General features: G+C 65.7%; 14 protein-coding genes. 10 read left to right on the forward strand and 4 right to left on the reverse strand.

The genetic code is table 11. The annotated features are described in order from the left end of the window. Positions 1 to 70: 70 nt before the first annotated feature. Entirely contained in the window at positions 71 to 1,849 is a 1,779-nt protein-coding gene (locus RSE12_16790) for an ABC transporter transmembrane domain-containing protein (GenBank protein WRH62006.1), read from the reverse strand. A 125-nt stretch (positions 1,850 to 1,974) separates the two neighbouring features. Here RSE12_16790 and RSE12_16795 point away from each other — a divergent pair, with 125 nt between their 5' ends. The 7 genes from RSE12_16795 to RSE12_16825 all read left to right on the forward strand — a co-directional run bounded on the left by RSE12_16795 (position 1,975) and on the right by RSE12_16825 (position 8,659). Beyond that, the gene (locus RSE12_16795; GenBank protein ID WRH62007.1) at positions 1,975 to 2,649 is read left to right on the forward strand and encodes a haloacid dehalogenase type II; all 675 of its coding nucleotides are present in this window, start codon (positions 1,975 to 1,977) and stop codon (positions 2,647 to 2,649) included. Next, positions 2,646 to 3,473, forward strand: a complete 828-nt coding sequence (locus RSE12_16800) for an alpha/beta hydrolase (protein WRH62008.1) — start codon at positions 2,646 to 2,648, stop codon at positions 3,471 to 3,473. The genes RSE12_16795 and RSE12_16800 overlap by 4 nt, the downstream gene beginning before the upstream one ends. Beyond that, positions 3,470 to 4,441 (forward strand): threonine/serine dehydratase, encoded by a 972-nt coding sequence (locus RSE12_16805; protein WRH62009.1) that lies wholly within the window; start codon positions 3,470 to 3,472, stop codon positions 4,439 to 4,441. The genes RSE12_16800 and RSE12_16805 overlap by 4 nt, the downstream gene beginning before the upstream one ends. A gap of 69 nt (positions 4,442 to 4,510) precedes the next feature. Further along, positions 4,511 to 5,299 carry a 3-oxoadipate enol-lactonase gene (gene pcaD / locus RSE12_16810; protein WRH62010.1) on the forward strand — a complete coding sequence of 263 codons (789 nt, stop codon included), beginning with the start codon at positions 4,511 to 4,513 and terminating at the stop codon, positions 5,297 to 5,299. Beyond that, positions 5,292 to 6,020, forward strand: a complete 729-nt coding sequence (locus RSE12_16815) for an alpha/beta fold hydrolase (GenBank protein ID WRH62011.1) — start codon at positions 5,292 to 5,294, stop codon at positions 6,018 to 6,020. The genes pcaD and RSE12_16815 overlap by 8 nt, the downstream gene beginning before the upstream one ends. 49 nt (positions 6,021 to 6,069) lie before the next feature. Continuing rightward, on the forward strand, positions 6,070 to 7,281 hold the full coding sequence (locus RSE12_16820) for a TCR/Tet family MFS transporter (GenBank protein WRH62012.1): 1,212 nt from the start codon (positions 6,070 to 6,072) through the stop codon (positions 7,279 to 7,281). 130 nt (positions 7,282 to 7,411) lie between these two features. After that, positions 7,412 to 8,659, forward strand: a complete 1,248-nt coding sequence (locus RSE12_16825) for a mandelate racemase/muconate lactonizing enzyme family protein (GenBank protein ID WRH62013.1) — start codon at positions 7,412 to 7,414, stop codon at positions 8,657 to 8,659. Positions 8,660 to 8,696: 37 nt separating this feature from the next. On the opposite strand, the gene RSE12_16830 is transcribed toward RSE12_16825, so the two are convergent. After that, the gene (locus RSE12_16830; protein ID WRH62014.1) at positions 8,697 to 9,275 is read right to left on the reverse strand and encodes a GNAT family N-acetyltransferase; all 579 of its coding nucleotides are present in this window, start codon (positions 9,273 to 9,275) and stop codon (positions 8,697 to 8,699) included. A gap of 137 nt (positions 9,276 to 9,412) precedes the next feature. Here RSE12_16830 and RSE12_16835 point away from each other — a divergent pair, with 137 nt between their 5' ends. Both RSE12_16835 and RSE12_16840 read left to right on the forward strand, forming a co-directional pair. Further along, positions 9,413 to 9,766, forward strand: coding sequence for a cupin domain-containing protein (locus tag RSE12_16835; GenBank protein WRH62015.1), 354 nt, complete (start codon positions 9,413 to 9,415; stop codon positions 9,764 to 9,766). Between the two features lie 128 nt (positions 9,767 to 9,894). Beyond that, positions 9,895 to 10,629: a 16S rRNA pseudouridine(516) synthase gene (locus RSE12_16840; protein WRH62016.1), complete on the forward strand. Its 735-nt coding sequence runs from the start codon at positions 9,895 to 9,897 to the stop codon at positions 10,627 to 10,629. A 135-nt stretch (positions 10,630 to 10,764) separates the two neighbouring features. On the opposite strand, the gene RSE12_16845 is transcribed toward RSE12_16840, so the two are convergent. After that, positions 10,765 to 11,157 (reverse strand): DUF3775 domain-containing protein, encoded by a 393-nt coding sequence (locus RSE12_16845; protein WRH62017.1) that lies wholly within the window; start codon positions 11,155 to 11,157, stop codon positions 10,765 to 10,767. Further along, a complete protein-coding gene (locus tag RSE12_16850) occupies positions 11,138 to 12,205 on the reverse strand; it encodes an NADP-dependent oxidoreductase (protein ID WRH62018.1) in 1,068 nt (355 codons plus the stop codon). The genes RSE12_16845 and RSE12_16850 overlap by 20 nt, the downstream gene beginning before the upstream one ends. 470 nt (positions 12,206 to 12,675) lie before the next feature. Here RSE12_16850 and RSE12_16855 point away from each other — a divergent pair, with 470 nt between their 5' ends. After that, positions 12,676 to 15,249, forward strand: a complete 2,574-nt coding sequence (locus tag RSE12_16855; protein WRH62019.1) for a cation-translocating P-type ATPase — start codon at positions 12,676 to 12,678, stop codon at positions 15,247 to 15,249. The last annotated feature ends 58 nt before the right edge of the window (positions 15,250 to 15,307 follow it).

A 15,307-nucleotide genomic window follows, 5' to 3' on the forward strand; every position in this document is an offset into this window, starting at 1 on the left:
CGCAAGGATGATGGCTCACGCACGGCCCCGCAAGACGCGATGGCACGCAATACGCAACGTCAAAGCGGGATCACGCCTGCCCGTCGGTGAATTGCAGCCGCGCCAGTCTGGCATAAAGGCCGCCTTCCGCCACCAACGCCTCATGCGTTCCTTCGGCGACGATCTGGCCCTTGTCGAACACCACGATCCGATCCGCCCGCTTCACCGTGGCCAGCCTGTGCGCCACGACCAGCACGGTCCGCCCCTCCGAGAGGCTTTCCACCGCCGCCTGCACCGCACGCTCGGATTCCGCATCCAGCGCCGATGTCGCCTCGTCCAGCAGCAGCACCCGCGCATCGCGCAGGATCGCCCGCGCAATGGCGATGCGCTGCTTCTGCCCACCCGACAACATCACCCCCCGCTCGCCCAGCCAGGTGTCATAGCCCTGCGGCAGCGCCATCAGGAAATCATGCGCCGCCGCCGCCTGCGCGGCCGCCTCCACCTCGGCATCCGTGGCATCCGGGCGGCCAAAGCGGATGTTTTCCCGCGCTGATGCCGCAAAGATCACCGGGTCTTGCGGCACCAGCGCAATCGCACGGCGGAAATCGCCCCGCGCCATATCGCGCAGGTCAACGCCGTCCATCCGCACTGCGCCCTCTTGCGGGTCATAGAACCGCATCAGCAGTTGCAGGATCGTCGTCTTGCCCGCCCCCGATGGCCCCACCAGCGCCACCGTCTCACCCGGCGCCACCCGCAGGCTTACCCCGTTCAGGGCCGAAACCTCCGGCCGCGCCGGATAGCGGAAGGTCACGCCCTCGAACGCGATATCCCCCCGCACCGGGCGGGGCAGCGCCACAGGCGTCGCTGGGTCAATCACCGGGTCCACCGCGCCCAGCAATTCCACCAGCCGCTCCGTTGCCCCCGCCGCGCGCTGCACCTCGCCCCAGATTTCCGACAGCGCCCCCACGGCCCCGGCCACGATCACCGCATAAATCACGAACTGCACCAATTCGCCCGGCGTCATCACGCCTGCGCGCACATCGCGCGCGCCGATCCACATCACGCCCACAATCCCGGTAAAGGTCAGGAAAATCACGATCACCGTCATCAGCGCCCGCACCCGCGTGCGGGTCTGCGCCGCGCCATAGGATTTTTCCGTCACCTCGGCGAACGATGCCCGCGTCCGCGCCTCATGCGTAAAAGCCTGCACCGTCTGCACCGACATCAGCGCCTCGGACGCTGTCCCCGATGAATTGGCGATCCAGTCCTGCGTCTCGCGGCTCAGGCCCCGCAACCGCCGCCCCAACACGATGATCGGCACCACCACCGCTGGCACGATCAGCAGCACCAGCCCCGACAGCTTGGCCGATGTCAGGAACAGCAACGCCATGCCTCCCACCAGCATCAGGATGTTGCGCAGCGCCACAGAGACAGACGATCCGATCAGCGACAGGATCAGCGTCGTATCCGTGGTGATCCGGCTCAGCACCTCGCCGGTCAGCAATTTCTCAAAAAACGCCGGGCTCAGCCCCATCACCCGGTCAAACACCGCGCGGCGAATATCCGCCACCACCCGCTCACCCAGCTTGGTCACAAGGTAATAACGCACCCCCGTCCCGATCGCGAGCAGCGCCGCTATGCCCAGCGCTGCGCCGAAATACTGGTCCAGGATCGCCACATCCTCGTTGAACCCGTCGACCACCCGCCGCACGGCCAAAGGCAGCAGCAAACTCATCCCCGCCGTCAGCACCAATGCCGCAATGGCAAGCGCTGTCATACCCCGATAGGGCCGCAGAAAGGGCGCAAGCCCACGCAGCGCGCCCACCTGCTTTGAGCTTGCGCGCATTTCTGCACTGTCGTCCTTGGCCATGTCTCTTCCCTGCGTAGCGCCTCAGGGGTTTAGGCAATGCCCCGCTGCGGGGCAAGCGCCCCGATGGTCGCGCCCCCCCTTACACCCTTCCACCGCCTGTGCCAGATTGCATCAAAGGGGATCCCATGTCCGTCACCACGCTTGTCTTCGATGCCTATGGCACGCTGTTCGACATCGCCGCCCCGGCCCGCCGCGCCGCCGACGGCCACCCGGCCCTTGCGGCAGTCTGGCCCAAACTGGCCGAAGATTGGCGGCGCAAGCAGCTGGAATATACATGGCTGCGCACCATCACCGGTGCCTATGCCGATTTCGCGCAGGTCACCGCCGACGCGCTTGATTGGGGGATGCAGGCGCATCACCTGTCCGATCCGGCCCTGCGCCGTGACCTGCTGGCGCTTTATGATGAACTTGATGCCTTCCCCGAGGTTGCAGAAACGCTTCACAATCTCAGATCCACCGGCCTGCACCTTGCCATCTTGTCCAACGGCACGCCCGCGATGCTTGCCTCTGCTCAGGCCGCGGCCGGATTGACCGGGCTCATCGACACCACCCTGTCTGTCGACTCTGTCCGCACCTACAAACCCCATGCCAGCGTCTATGCCTTGGTTCAGGCGCATACCGGCGCGAGGCCGCAGAACGTGCTGTTCGTCTCGTCCAATGGCTGGGATATCGCAGGCGCCGCCCGCTTCGGCTTTCGCACCGCTTGGGTAAATCGCGCGAATGCCCCGCAAGACCGCCTCCCCCAAGGACCGCTGCACGAAATCCCCGACCTCACTCATTTGCCCCGGCTGATTGCATGACCCAGATCTTCACCACCCCCGATGGCACCCGCCTCGCCTATCGCGATGAAGGCACGGGCCTGCCGCTCCTCTGCCTGCCGGGCCTGACCCGCACCATGGCGGATTTCGATTATCTCCGCCCCCACCTGCCCCCCCTCCGGCTGATCCGCATGGATTACCGGGGCCGTGGCAGCAGCCAATGGACGGGGGCCGCCACCTATACCGTCCCGCAAGAGGCCAAGGATGCGCTCGACCTGCTCGATCATCTGGGTGTCGACCATGCCGCCCTCCTCGGCACCTCGCGCGGCGGGCTGATCGGCATGCTGCTGGCCGCGCTGGCAAAACCCCGCCTCATCGGCCTCTGTCTCAATGACATCGGGCCCGAAATTCACCGCCCCGGCCTGACCCGCATCTTCGATTACGTAGGCCGCAACCCCGCCGCCAAGGATCACGAAACCCTTGCCGCCGCCCTGCCCCGCAACATGCCCGGCTTCGCCAATGTCGCGCCCGATCGCTGGCTGGCTGAGGCGCGGCTGCATTACACCGCCACGGAGACCGGGCTGAAAATCACCTATGATCCCGCCCTGCGCGACGCCTTTCTTGCCGGTTTCGATGGCCCGCCCGCCGATCTCTGGCCGCTGTTTGATGCCTGTGCAGGCCTGCCGCTTGCCCTGATCCGCGGCGCAAATTCCGACCTGCTCACCCCGGACACCACCGCCCAGATGCGCCACCGCCGCCCCGACATGATCTTTGCCGAGGTGCCGGGTCGCGCCCATATCCCCTTTCTTGATGAGCCCGAAAGCCTCACCGCCATTCATTCCTTCCTGAAAGCCTGCGGCGCATGACCGACATCACCCTGATAGACGCCGCCGCCGCCCGCCTGCGCGGCCATGCGCGCGTCACCCCCCTGCTGAACGCGCCGCTTCTGGATGCCGCCTTTGGCCGCCGCATCTTCATCAAGGCCGAATGCCTGCAACTCACCGGATCGTTCAAGTTTCGGGGCGGCTGGTCTGCCATCTCGGCCCTCGACCCCGCCACCCGCGCGCGGGGCGTGCTGGCCTATTCCTCGGGCAACCACGCCCAAGGCGTGGCCCTCGCCGCCCAGCGCCACGGCATCCCCGCCACGATCATCATGCCCTCTGACGCCCCACAGGTGAAAATCGCCAACACCCGCGCCTATGGGGCCGAGGTGATCCTTTATGACCGCGCAACGGAAGACCGCGATGCCATCGGCGCACGCCTGACGGCGGAACGCGGCCTGACACTCATCAAGCCCTTCGATGACGCGCAGGTCATCGCAGGCCAGGGCACCACCGGCCTTGAAATCGCCGCCCAGGCCACCGAGGCTGGGATCGAAAGCGCCACCGTCATCACCTGCTGCGGCGGCGGCGGCCTGACCGCAGGCATCGCCCTCGCGCTGGAGTCCCGCGCCCCCGGCCTCACTGTCCGCACCGCTGAACCCGCAGGGTTCGACGATGCCGCCCGCTCCCTCGCCTCTGGCCGCATCGAACGCAACGCCGCGATGACCGGCTCCATTTGCGACGCGATCCTGACGCCCGCCCCCGGCAGCCTCACCTTCCCCATCCTCAAACGCCTGTGCGGCCCCGGCCTTACCGCAACGGATGATGAGGCGCTGCACGCCATGGCGCTGGCCTTCACCCATCTGCGGATCGTGCTGGAACCGGGCGGCGCCATCGCACTGGCCGCAGCCCTGTTCCGCGAAAGGCTGCCCGATACCGTGATCTGCACCGCCTCCGGCGGCAATGTGGACCCGGATACCTTCCGCCTCGCGCTCGACCGCTTCGCCAACTGACTGTCCTTTCCGAACCTTTCCACCCGTCACGAAACCCCCAAACCCTTCACTCCGATTTCAGAATCGAACATGCCCCCCGTCTTCCTGCCCGACCTGCGCCTGAATGCCGAAATCAGCGGCCCGCCCTCCGGCGCGCCCCTTGTGCTGATCCATGCCTTGGGCACCAATCTCCGCATCTGGGATGAGGTGATCCCCCTTCTTCCCCCCGGGCTGCGCATCCTGCGCTTTGATCTGCGCGGCCATGGCGCATCCGACGTGCCGCCTGCGCCCTACAACATGGGCACGCTGATCCGCGATACCGAACGCCTGATGGATCATTTCGCGCTGAAGGACGCCGTCATCCTCGGCCTCTCCATCGGCGGCCTTATCGCCCAAGGGATGGCCGTCAAGCGCCTCGATCTGATCCGCGCCATGATCCTGTCCAACACCGCCGCCCGCATCGGCCGCCCGGAACAGTGGCAAGCGCGCATCGCCGCCATCCGTGCCACGGGTATGGACTCGCTGACCGACGCCACCATGGAACGCTGGCTGGGCCGCAAATGGCGCGACCACCCCGCCTTGCCGTCGCTCAGGCAGACGTTCCTCGCCACCGATCCCGAAGGCTGGATGGGATGCGCTTCCGCCATTTCGGGGACGGATTTCTTTGAAACCACCGCCACGCTCACCCTGCCCACCCTCGCCATCGCCGGCGCCAATGACGGCTCCACCCCGCCCGATCTGGTGCGCGAAACCGCCGCCCTCATCCGGGGCCACCGCTTTGCCCTGATGCGCGGCACGGGCCACATCCCGCCCGTCGAAAAGCCCGCCGAATACGCGGCCCTTATCGGCCAATTCCTGATGGAAATCGCACATGTCTGACATCTTGCTCATCCACGGCGCGGCGCATGGCGCATGGTGCTGGCACCGTGTCATCCCCGCGCTCACCGCCCTAGGCCACCACGCCCGCGCCATCGACCTGCCCTCGCATGGCGATGACAGCACCGATCCCGCCACGGTGACGCTCGACAGCTACGCCCAAGCCATCCTGAACGCGACGCAGGGCCCCACGCTTCTTGTCGGGCATTCCATGGGCGGCTTTCCCATCACCGCCGCCGCCCAACTGGCCCCCGACCGCTTTACTGCGCTGATCTACCTCTGCGCCTATCTCCCCATCCCCGGCATAACGATGGCCGAGATGCGCCGCGCAGGCCCGCGCCAACCCCTCGCCGGATCGTTCCAGATCGACCCCACCCGCACCACCTTTACCTTCGACCCGGACCAATCCCCTGCCCTGTTTTATCACGATTGCCCGCCCGAAGATGTTGCCCTCGCCCGCCGCCGCCTCTGCGCGCAAGCCATCCGCCCGCAGGAAACCCCGATCCCCGACACCGCCCGCGCTGAATCCCTGCCGCGCCACTACATCCGCTGCACGGATGACCGCGCGATCCCGCCGGACTATCAGGCCACCATGGCCGCCCGCCTGCCCCCTGACCACATCCATGACCTTGCCACCTCGCACTCCCCCTTCTTCGCGGCACCCGAGGCATTGGCCCAAAAGATCCACGCCATCGCGCAACTCCCCCCTGTCAAGCGCGCCTGACAGGCGTTAGCGTCCCGCCATGCGCCCGACGCACGGGCCGGGAACCCGCATGTCCGACCGCCGCGAAAAACTTGCCCTCACCTTCATCCTGCTGACGATCACCATTGATGCCATCGGCATCGGCCTGATCTTCCCGGTCATGCCCGACCTGATCGAAAGCGTCACGGGCGGCAGCCTGTCACAGGCCGCACTTTGGGGGGGCCTGCTGTCCACCTCCTACGCCGTGATGCAGTTCCTGTTCGGCCCGATCATCGGCTCGCTGTCGGATCGCTTCGGAAGGCGGCCGATCCTGCTGATCTCTCTTTTCGTCATGTCGCTGGACTACCTGGTCATGGCCATAGCTCCGACGATCTGGCTGCTGCTGGCCGCCCGGGTGGTGGCAGGCATCACGGCGGCAACCTATTCCACCGCCACCGCCTTTATCGCCGACATCACCCCCCCCGAAAAACGCGGTGCGCGCTTTGGCTTGATCGGGGCCTGTTTCGGCGTGGGCTTCGTCGCGGGCCCGCTGATCGGCGGCCTCCTTGCCTCGGTCGATCTGCACGCGCCCTTCTACGCCGCCGCGGCCCTTGCCTTGGCCAACATGATCTTCGGCTATTTCGTTCTGCCCGAAACCGTGACCGATGCCACCCGCCGCCCCTTTTCCCTCGCCCGCGCCAACCCGCTGGGCGCGCTGCGCGCCGTGTCGAAACTGCCGGGGGTGAAGCGGGTGCTGACCTGCTTCCTGATCCTCGGCATTGCCATGAACGTCTACCCGGCGATCTGGGCCTATTACGGACAAGCCCGCTTCGGCTGGGACAGCACGATGGTGGGTCTCTCGCTCGCGCTTTACGGCATCAGCTTTGCCGTGGGCCAAGCCGTCCTTGTCGGCCCGCTGATCAAACGCTTCGGCGAACACCGCGCCGCGCATTACGGCATGTGGGTGGATATCACCACGCTCGCCGCCCTCGGCCTGGTTACCCAAGGTGCCCATGCGCTGATCATCACCCCCATCACCGCACTGGGCGGTGTCGTCACCCCCGCGCTTCAGGCGCTGGCCAGCCGCGCCGCCCCTGCCGATGCGCAGGGCGAATTGCAGGGCGTCCTCGCCTCGCTCAACGCCATCGCGATGATCACCTCGCCGCTCCTGATGACCGCCACCTTCTCGGCCTTCACCGCGCCCTCGGCCCCGGTCTTTTCCCCCGGCGCCCCCTTCCTGCTGGCCTCGGTCTTGATGGTTGTCTGCCTTGCGCTGCACATCACTGGCCGCACGAAATCCTGAAAGCGTCGCGCGCAGGTCGCAAACGATCACGATCTTCTGCCTTGCCACCTTCATCTTGGCAAAAATACCCTGCGGGGGTCCGGGGTTGCAAAACCCCCGGTCCGCCCGTGATCCAAGGCGGGAGGCCGGAATGAAGCTCAAGGATCTCGAAATCTTCGTCGTTGCGCCGCCCTTCCCGGGCTGGGGCGGGCGCTACTGGATTTTCCCGAAACTCACCACCGACAACGGCATCGTGGGATATGGCGAATGTTACGCCTCCACCGTCGGCCCCAAGGCGATGAAAGCGGTGATCGAGGATGTGTTCGAACGCCACATGCAGGGCGAAAACCCCGAAAACATCGAACTGATGTTTCGCCGCGCCTATTCCGCAGGCTTCACTCAACGCCCCGATCCCACCGTGATGGGAGCATTTTCAGGCCTTGAGATCGCCTGCTGGGATATTCTGGGCAAGGCACGCAATCGCCCCGTCCACGCCCTGCTGGGCGGCAAGATGAATGACCGCATCCGCAGCTATACCTACCTCTATCCCGAACCCGGCAAGGAAAGCGCCGAATTCTGGGTCGATCCGGATGCCGCGGCCGAGGCCGCTTTGCGCTTTGTGAACATGGGCTTCACCGCGGTGAAATTCGATCCCGCCGGCCCCTACACCATCCGCGGCGGCCATGAACCCGCCATGTCCGACATCACCCGCTCCGTCGCCTTCTGCAAGGCCATCCGCGATGCCGTGGGCGACCGGGCCGACCTTCTGTTCGGCACCCATGGCCAGTTCACCACCCCCGGCGCCATCCGCATGGGGCGTGAATTGGAACCCTATAACCCGCTCTGGTACGAAGAACCGATCCCGCCGGACAACCTGCTTGAATTTGCCGAGGTCGCCAAATCCGTGCGCGTCCCCCTCGCAACCGGCGAACGCCTCACCACCAAAGCCGAATTCGGAACTCTTCTGCGTGCGGGCGGGGTCAAGATCTTGCAACCCGCCCTGGGCCGCGTGGGCGGGATATGGGAGGCGAAAAAGATCGCCGCCATGGCCGAAATCTTCAACGCCGAAATGGCCCCGCATCTCTATGCAGGCCCGGTCGAATGGGCGGCCAACGTGCATTTCGCGGCCTCCATCCCCAACCTGCTGATCGCGGAAACGATTGAAACCGGCGGGGCCTTCCATCTGAAACTGATCAAGAACACGATCACATGGGAAGACGGCTATATCATTCCGTCAGAGGCCCCCGGTCTGGGGATCGATTTCGACGAAGACGTCGCCCGCGCCCATCCCTTCACCGGCACCGGCCTGCATCTGCAGATGCAAGAGGCCCCTTGCGACTATCGCCACGGCAACCGGTTCGAAGGCGGCGCGCCAAGCACCCTGCCGCACAAGACGTGATGGCGCGTGGGGGGCCATCAGCCCCCCGCCCCAAATCTCAAAGCGTCTTGATAAACAGGATCCACTCCTGCGCATCCACCGCCCAATCGCCCTTTACCACCGGGCGGCTGGCCACCTCGCGATACCCTTTCGCCGCATAAAGCCGCAGCGCCTCTTGATGCGTGTCGGCGGCGATCAGGCTGATCGTTCCCCGCCCCAATCCACGCGCCACGCCCTCGGCATGGGCCAGCAGCGCCGAGCCGCAGCCCTTCCCCCTGAACCCGTCATAGGTGGCCAGCACGTTCAGATACCACGACCCCGGCGCCAAAGCCTCCAACTCCATCAACGGCACAAAGACCGCCGGAGTATCCGGGTCAATCGGCGCAGGCTCATCCTCGGCCGGATAGCCCAGCAGACAGGCCGCAACCTGCCCCTCCACCTCGGCCAGCCAGGCATTGCCAAAAGAGAAAGACCCGCTCTCCCGCGCCGCCCGCTCCCGGCCATAAGCCCAGGGATCGCCCCCCGGCCCCACCGATTTCTTCCAGAAATGCAGCGGCAGATCATCCGCCGCCATATTGATGAACCGCACCAGATGTTCGGCATCCGCCGCCGTCGCGCCCCGGATCAGCATCCTCATCCTTCCCCACCCAGACCTGCCTTTTCCCTGACCGATCCGCCCGCATCAGGCAACCCCCTTGCCCGCCCCTTTCCGGCTTGCCAGCCACCGGATCGCCCCCTACCACTATCCCCAACACGACAGATGGAGCGTCAGACATGGCCGACACCGTTTTCCGCTTTCCCGCCCCGGGCCCCGATCCGATGCTGACCGATCTCGACGGCTGGACCAAGATCGACGGCAACCCCACCATGAAAACCTGGGTCCAGCACACCTCGGCCGATGGCAGCGTGATCAGCGGCACATGGGAGGCGACGACCGGCACTTGGCATGCCAGCTACAGCTTTTATGAGTTCGTCCACCTGATCGACGGCCAGATCACCATCACACCCGATGGCGGCACCCCCGTCACCTTGCACCCCGGCGATGCCTTCGCGGTGGAACCCACGTTCAAAGGCACCTGGAAGATCGAAAAACCCGTCCGCAAGCATTTCTGCATCAAGCTGAAATAACCGCCCACGCGACCACCGCGCGGCATCAAGGGCAGGGTCCGCTTGGCCACTTGTGGCAGCCGTCCCATGGTGCAGCCCACGCAAAGGCTGCAACCGCCCCAAACGGGCGGCAGCAGGAAATCAACGTCATGGCCAAGGTTCCCACCACCCGCATCGACAAGCTACTCTCTGCCATGGGCTATGGCTCGCGCAGCGAAATGGCGCGTTTGGCCAAGGCGGGCGGCATCACGCTGGACGCGGCCGAGGTAACGGACGTCACCCAGCGCATTCCCGTGACGCCGGATCTGCCATCCCGCATGAAGATCGATGACGAGGCGCTTGATCCGCTCGCAGGGCTGGTGATCCTGCTGAACAAACCGTTGGGGATGACCTGCTCGCACAAGGAAGACGGGCCGCTGGTCTTTGATATCCTTCCCAAACGCTGGCGGCGGCGCGATCCCGCCATTTCAACCATCGGTCGTCTGGACAAACAGACCTCCGGTTTGCTGTTGCTGACCGATGATGGCCCGCTTCTGCACCGGATCATCAGCCCCAAACGCCATGTCAGGAAAACCTACCGCGCCAGTCTGGCCCGTCCGCTCATCGGCACCGAAGGCGATCTGTTCGCCTCCGGCAGCCTGATGCTGGATGGCGAAGAAAAGCCGCTGGCGCCTGCCGAATTGACGGTCCTGTCGCAAACCGAAGCCCTGCTCACCGTGACCGAAGGCCGTTACCATCAGGTGCGCCGCATGTTTGCGGCCACCGGCAACCATGTCGACGCCCTGCACCGCGAAAGTCTGGGCGGCCTGTCCTTGCCCGGCGCTATGGCCCCCGGTGACTGGCGACTGCTGACGCAACAAGAGATCGCCCTGATCTTTGAGTAATCCCGCCCCCGCGCGCAAACGCCACTCGGCATTCTAGCCCCCGGTCGTCCCCCCGCTTTGCCCCTTCGTGGCAAACTTCCACCAAGCTGGCGATCATTGCCCCGCCCCCGGCTTCCCTGATTTCGCTCCGGCGCGTTAGTCCACCCCAAAGTCCAGCATCTTCTCCAGCCCCTCGGTCAGAAACTCCCCGGCATCCGGCTGACCAAGCAGATAGCGGCTGACCAACCCATCATGTTGCTGCCGGGCCAGCACCTTGGTTTCCTCCCACTCCTCAGGGCCGGAATCGCCCCGCCCGATCCAGAACAGGGCGACCAGCGCGTCCTTTTGTTCGTCATTCATGCTCTCAATGGCTTGGGTGATTTCATCCCGGCTCAGATCGCCCGGCACTTCCTGCAAACTCTCCGCCACCGCATCATCCGTGGCATTGCCGCCAAGATCGGGAATATCCATGCCCTCTTTTGCAGTCACGGCGTTCAACCGCAGCACAAGTTCCTCGATCTCGGTCACATCAAAGGGAAGTGCGGGCATCGGATACTCCTGTCGTGGGCGGGCCTACGCGGACCACCAGCTTGCCAAAATTCTCACCACGCAGCAGGCCGATGAAGGCGCGCGGTGCCTGTTCCAGCCCATCCACGATATCCTCGCGGTACTGAATGTCGCCCGCCGCCAGCCAGGCCGCCATGGCCGTTGCAAAGGTCGGGTACAGGGCGGCAAAGTCCTGAAAGATGATAAAACCGCGCAGGGTTATCCGCTTGCGCAACACCTGCCCCATCAGCATGGAAAGGCGGTCCGGCCCATCCGGCGCAGCGGTCGCGTTGTATTGCGAGATCAGCCCGCAGACCGGCACCCGCGCCCCGGGGTTCAAAAGCGGCAGGACGGCATCGAACACCGCACCCCCCACATTCTCGAAATAGACGTCAATGCCCTTGGGGGCCGCCGCCTTCAGCTTGTCGGCAAAATCTGCCGCCTTGTGGTCGATACAGGCGTCAAACCCCAGCGTCGCCACCGCATGGGCGCATTTGTCAGGCCCGCCCGCGATTCCCACCACATGGCAGCCCATCAGTCGCGCGATCTGCCCCACTGTCGCACCGACCGGGCCGGTCGCGGCGGCAACGCAGACCGTCTCACCCGCCTTGGGCTGGCCGATCTGCGTCAAACCCGCCCACGCCGTGAACCCCGGCATCCCCATGATGCCCAACGCCCAGGACGGGTGGTCCGGTTTAGGGCCAAGCGGCGTAACCCCCGCACCGTCAGACAGCGCATAATCCTGCCAGCCATTGTAGGACAGCACCCAGTCGCCGGGTTCAAAGCCGGCAAGCTGCGACGCGGCCACCTGCGCCACCGTCCCACCTTCCATCACGGCCCCCACCGCCACAGGCGCGGCGTAAGAGGGCGCATCGCTCATCCGTCCGCGCATATAGGGATCAAGCGATAGATATTCCGTGCGCAGCAGCATCTGGCCCGGTCCCGGCACCGGCACCGGCCCCGTCTCAAGGCGCAGAGTGGCCGGCGTCGGCTCACCCTTTGGGCGCTCGGCAAGGACAAATCTTCGATTGACGGTGTCAGTCTGGGGCATGGGGCACTTTCCGGGAAATGAGGGTGTAAGATGATGCAGGCTCGCAGATCACGACGGCCATGCAATCACCGCTTTGCGCCGCCCTGATCACAAGCCGCCCCAGCGCAGGGATCGACGTGCCCCCCTGCGCTGCATGATCGCGAGCACCGGCATGGCCCTTGGCGGCAAGGACGGGACCAGCGGGAAAGGCAAGATCGGTAACCGACCGTCCGACATGATGCCCACTCCCCCGGTCTGGCAGGGGCCAAACGCCCCACATCCCCTGACCCTAGCGCCGACAAGGCCATGTCGCGCTGCCACAGATCAGCAACATCCCCCGGCAAACGCAGGTCATCCAGAAGAAAGCGCGCAGGCATCGTGCAACGGGCCAGCCAATCCCCCCACCATCACTGATGCAGGTCAAAGCAAGGGTCACCCGGGCCATGCGATGATGTCCGGCGCGTTCCCCGCGCCCTTTGCCGAAAGCACCTATGGCCCAACCCGCCCCCACAATCCCTGTCGGCCTGACTCAGACCGAAGCCACCGCCCGGCTTGCGTCAGAGGGTCCGAACGAATTGCCAAAGGCGAAACGACGCTCGCCCCTGCGGATCATTGCAGACGTGCTGCGCGAACCGATGCTGGCCCTTCTCGTGGCCGGGGGCATCGTCTACCTGCTTCTGGGCAACCGGGAAGAGGCGCTGATCCTTCTGGCTTTTGCCTGCCTGTCGGTCGGCATCACCGTGGTGCAAGAAGCGCGCACCGAACGCGTTCTCGAAGCCCTGCGCGATCTGACCAGCCCGCGCGCACTGGTCATCCGCGACGGCACGCGCCAACGCATCGCCGGCCGCGATGTGGCACGCGGCGATGTGATCGTGCTGGCCGAAGGCGACCGGGTTCCCGCCGATGCCGCCCTCATCGTGGCCCAGGACCTGTCCGCCGATGAATCCCTTCTGACGGGCGAAGCCGTTCCGGTGCGAAAGCGCGCAGGCGCAGCGACAGAGGGCAGACCGGGGGGCGAAGATCAGCCGATGGTCTATTCCGGCAGCCTGATCGTGCGGGGCACGGGCATGGCTTGCGTCACCGCCACCGGCAAAGCCAGCGAGATCGGCCGGATCGGCACTTCGCTGGGCCAGCTTCAGACCGAAACCCCCCACCTGCAACACCAGATGCGCAAGCTGGTCATCATCTTTGCCGCCGTGGGTCTGGCCGTCAGCGTGGCGGTGGTGGTGCTCTACGGTGTCCTGCGGGGCGGCTGGCTGGATGGCGTGCTGGCGGGGATCGCCGTCGGCATGTCCATGCTGCCCGAGGAATTTCCGATGGTGCTGGCGGTCTTCATGGCGATGGGGGCATGGCGGATATCCAAGGTGCGGGTGCTCACGCGCCGCGCATCGGCCATTGAAACGCTGGGCGCGGCCTCTGTCCTGTGCACCGATAAGACCGGAACCCTGACGGAAAACCGCATGACCATTGCCGAACTGCGCCTGTCCGATGGCACGGCGACCAAGGCAGGCACGGCCCTGCCAGACACCTTTCGCGAACTGGCTGCGGCAGGGGTAATGGCATCGGCGCCCGAACCCTTCGACCCGATGGAAAAGGCCTTTCACGCGCTGGCCAAGGCCGACCTGCGCGATGGCGAAACCCTTCCCGGTGCGGGGCGGCATCTGGTTCGCAGCTATCCCCTCTCGCCCGCCCTGCTGGCCATGTCGCAGGCATGGGCGGCAGGCGCAGGCTGGCAAGTCGCCGCCAAGGGCGCACCCGAGGCGATGGCCCTCCTCTGCCATCTTGACGATGCGGCGCGCGCCACGCTGACGGCACAGGTCGACCAGATGGCCAGCGCAGGCCTGCGCGTGCTGGGTGTTGCCGAGGCCGCACATCAGGGCAGCCTGCCCGATGATCCCCGCGATTTCCGTTTTCGCTTCCTTGGCGTTGTGGGCCTGGCCGATCCCCTGCGCGCCTCGGTCCCCGATGCCGTGGCCCAGTGCCGCAGCGCCGGGATCCGGGTCATCATGATCACTGGCGACTATCCCGCCACGGCACAGGCCATCGCGGCCGAGGCAGGGTTGCAGGGGGACAGGGTCGTCACCGGCCCGGACCTTGCCGCCATGTCGGATGCCGAACTGGCAACGGCGGTCAAGGACGTGACGATCTTCGCCCGCATCATGCCGGAACAGAAACTGCGCATCGTCGCCGCGTTGAAATCCGCCGGGGCGGTCGTCGCGATGACAGGGGACGGCGTGAATGACGCTCCCTCGCTCAAATCCGCCCATATCGGCATCGCCATGGGCGGGCGCGGTACCGATGTCGCGCGCGAGGCCTCCAGCATCGTCCTGCTCGACGATGATTTCGGCTCCATCGTCACCACGGTCCGCCTTGGCCGCCGCATCTATGACAACCTGCGCAAAGCAATGAGCTTCATCCTCGCCGTCCACGTCCCCATCGCCGGGTTGGCGCTGATGCCCCTCCTTTTCGGCATGCCGATCCTGTTCGGCCCCATGCACATCGCCTTTCTGGAAATGGTGATCGACCCGGTCTGCTCTCTCGTCTTCGAAGCTGAATCTGAAGAAGAGGGCATCATGTCCCGCCCCCCGCGCCCACCGGCCGAGCCGCTCTTTTCCGGCCCCACGGTCTTGTGGAGCCTGGTGCAAGGCGTGCTGGTGCTGGCCGTGACGGCAACGATCTTTGCCCTCGCGCCGGGCTATGGGCTGACAACCGATCAGGTGCGCGGCATGACCTTCGCTGCCCTCGTCTTCGCCATCGTGGCGCTCATTCTGGTGGACAGGTCACGTTCATCCTCCATCTTCACGGCGATCACCCGCCCGAACCGGGCGTTGGCCGTGGTGCTGCCCATCGTGGCCGCCCTGCTGGCCGTCACCCTGTTCTGGCCCCCCGCGCGCGACCTTTTCGGCTTTGCCGCCCTCGATCCGGCCCATCTTGCCGTGCCGCCGCTCGCAGGCCTGTCCGTCCTTCTCGCGCTGGAACTGCTCAAACCGATCTGGCGCTGGGCGGTGCAACGCAACAAATCCGCGGCCCTCGCACTGACGACCGAAATACGCGCGGTCCACTGATCTGGGGCAGCACACCCGTCCCCACAGCAGCGCATCCTGTTTCAGGTTCGCCAAGGGC

Origin of the sequence: Fuscovulum sp. (genome assembly GCA_035192965.1) — a bacterium.
GTDB lineage: Bacteria > Pseudomonadota > Alphaproteobacteria > Rhodobacterales > Rhodobacteraceae > Paragemmobacter.

What these genes read in the sequence shown, in the direction of transcription:
- RSE12_16790 (WRH62006.1), bottom strand. Translation starts at nt 1,849, where the DNA reads ATGGCCAAGGACGACAGTGCAGAAATGCGCGCAAGCTCAAAGCAGGTG.
- RSE12_16795 (WRH62007.1), top strand. Translation starts at nt 1,975, where the DNA reads ATGTCCGTCACCACGCTTGTCTTCGATGCCTATGGCACGCTGTTCGAC.
- RSE12_16815 (WRH62011.1), top strand. Translation starts at nt 5,292, where the DNA reads ATGTCTGACATCTTGCTCATCCACGGCGCGGCGCATGGCGCATGGTGC.
- RSE12_16845 (WRH62017.1), bottom strand. Translation starts at nt 11,157, where the DNA reads ATGCCCGCACTTCCCTTTGATGTGACCGAGATCGAGGAACTTGTGCTG.
- pcaD (WRH62010.1), top strand. Translation starts at nt 4,511, where the DNA reads ATGCCCCCCGTCTTCCTGCCCGACCTGCGCCTGAATGCCGAAATCAGC.
- RSE12_16830 (WRH62014.1), bottom strand. Translation starts at nt 9,275, where the DNA reads ATGAGGATGCTGATCCGGGGCGCGACGGCGGCGGATGCCGAACATCTG.
- RSE12_16840 (WRH62016.1), top strand. Translation starts at nt 9,895, where the DNA reads ATGGCCAAGGTTCCCACCACCCGCATCGACAAGCTACTCTCTGCCATG.
- RSE12_16855 (WRH62019.1), top strand. Translation starts at nt 12,676, where the DNA reads ATGGCCCAACCCGCCCCCACAATCCCTGTCGGCCTGACTCAGACCGAA.
- RSE12_16820 (WRH62012.1), top strand. Translation starts at nt 6,070, where the DNA reads ATGTCCGACCGCCGCGAAAAACTTGCCCTCACCTTCATCCTGCTGACG.
- RSE12_16805 (WRH62009.1), top strand. Translation starts at nt 3,470, where the DNA reads ATGACCGACATCACCCTGATAGACGCCGCCGCCGCCCGCCTGCGCGGC.
- RSE12_16825 (WRH62013.1), top strand. Translation starts at nt 7,412, where the DNA reads ATGAAGCTCAAGGATCTCGAAATCTTCGTCGTTGCGCCGCCCTTCCCG.
- RSE12_16800 (WRH62008.1), top strand. Translation starts at nt 2,646, where the DNA reads ATGACCCAGATCTTCACCACCCCCGATGGCACCCGCCTCGCCTATCGC.
- RSE12_16835 (WRH62015.1), top strand. Translation starts at nt 9,413, where the DNA reads ATGGCCGACACCGTTTTCCGCTTTCCCGCCCCGGGCCCCGATCCGATG.
- RSE12_16850 (WRH62018.1), bottom strand. Translation starts at nt 12,205, where the DNA reads ATGCCCCAGACTGACACCGTCAATCGAAGATTTGTCCTTGCCGAGCGC.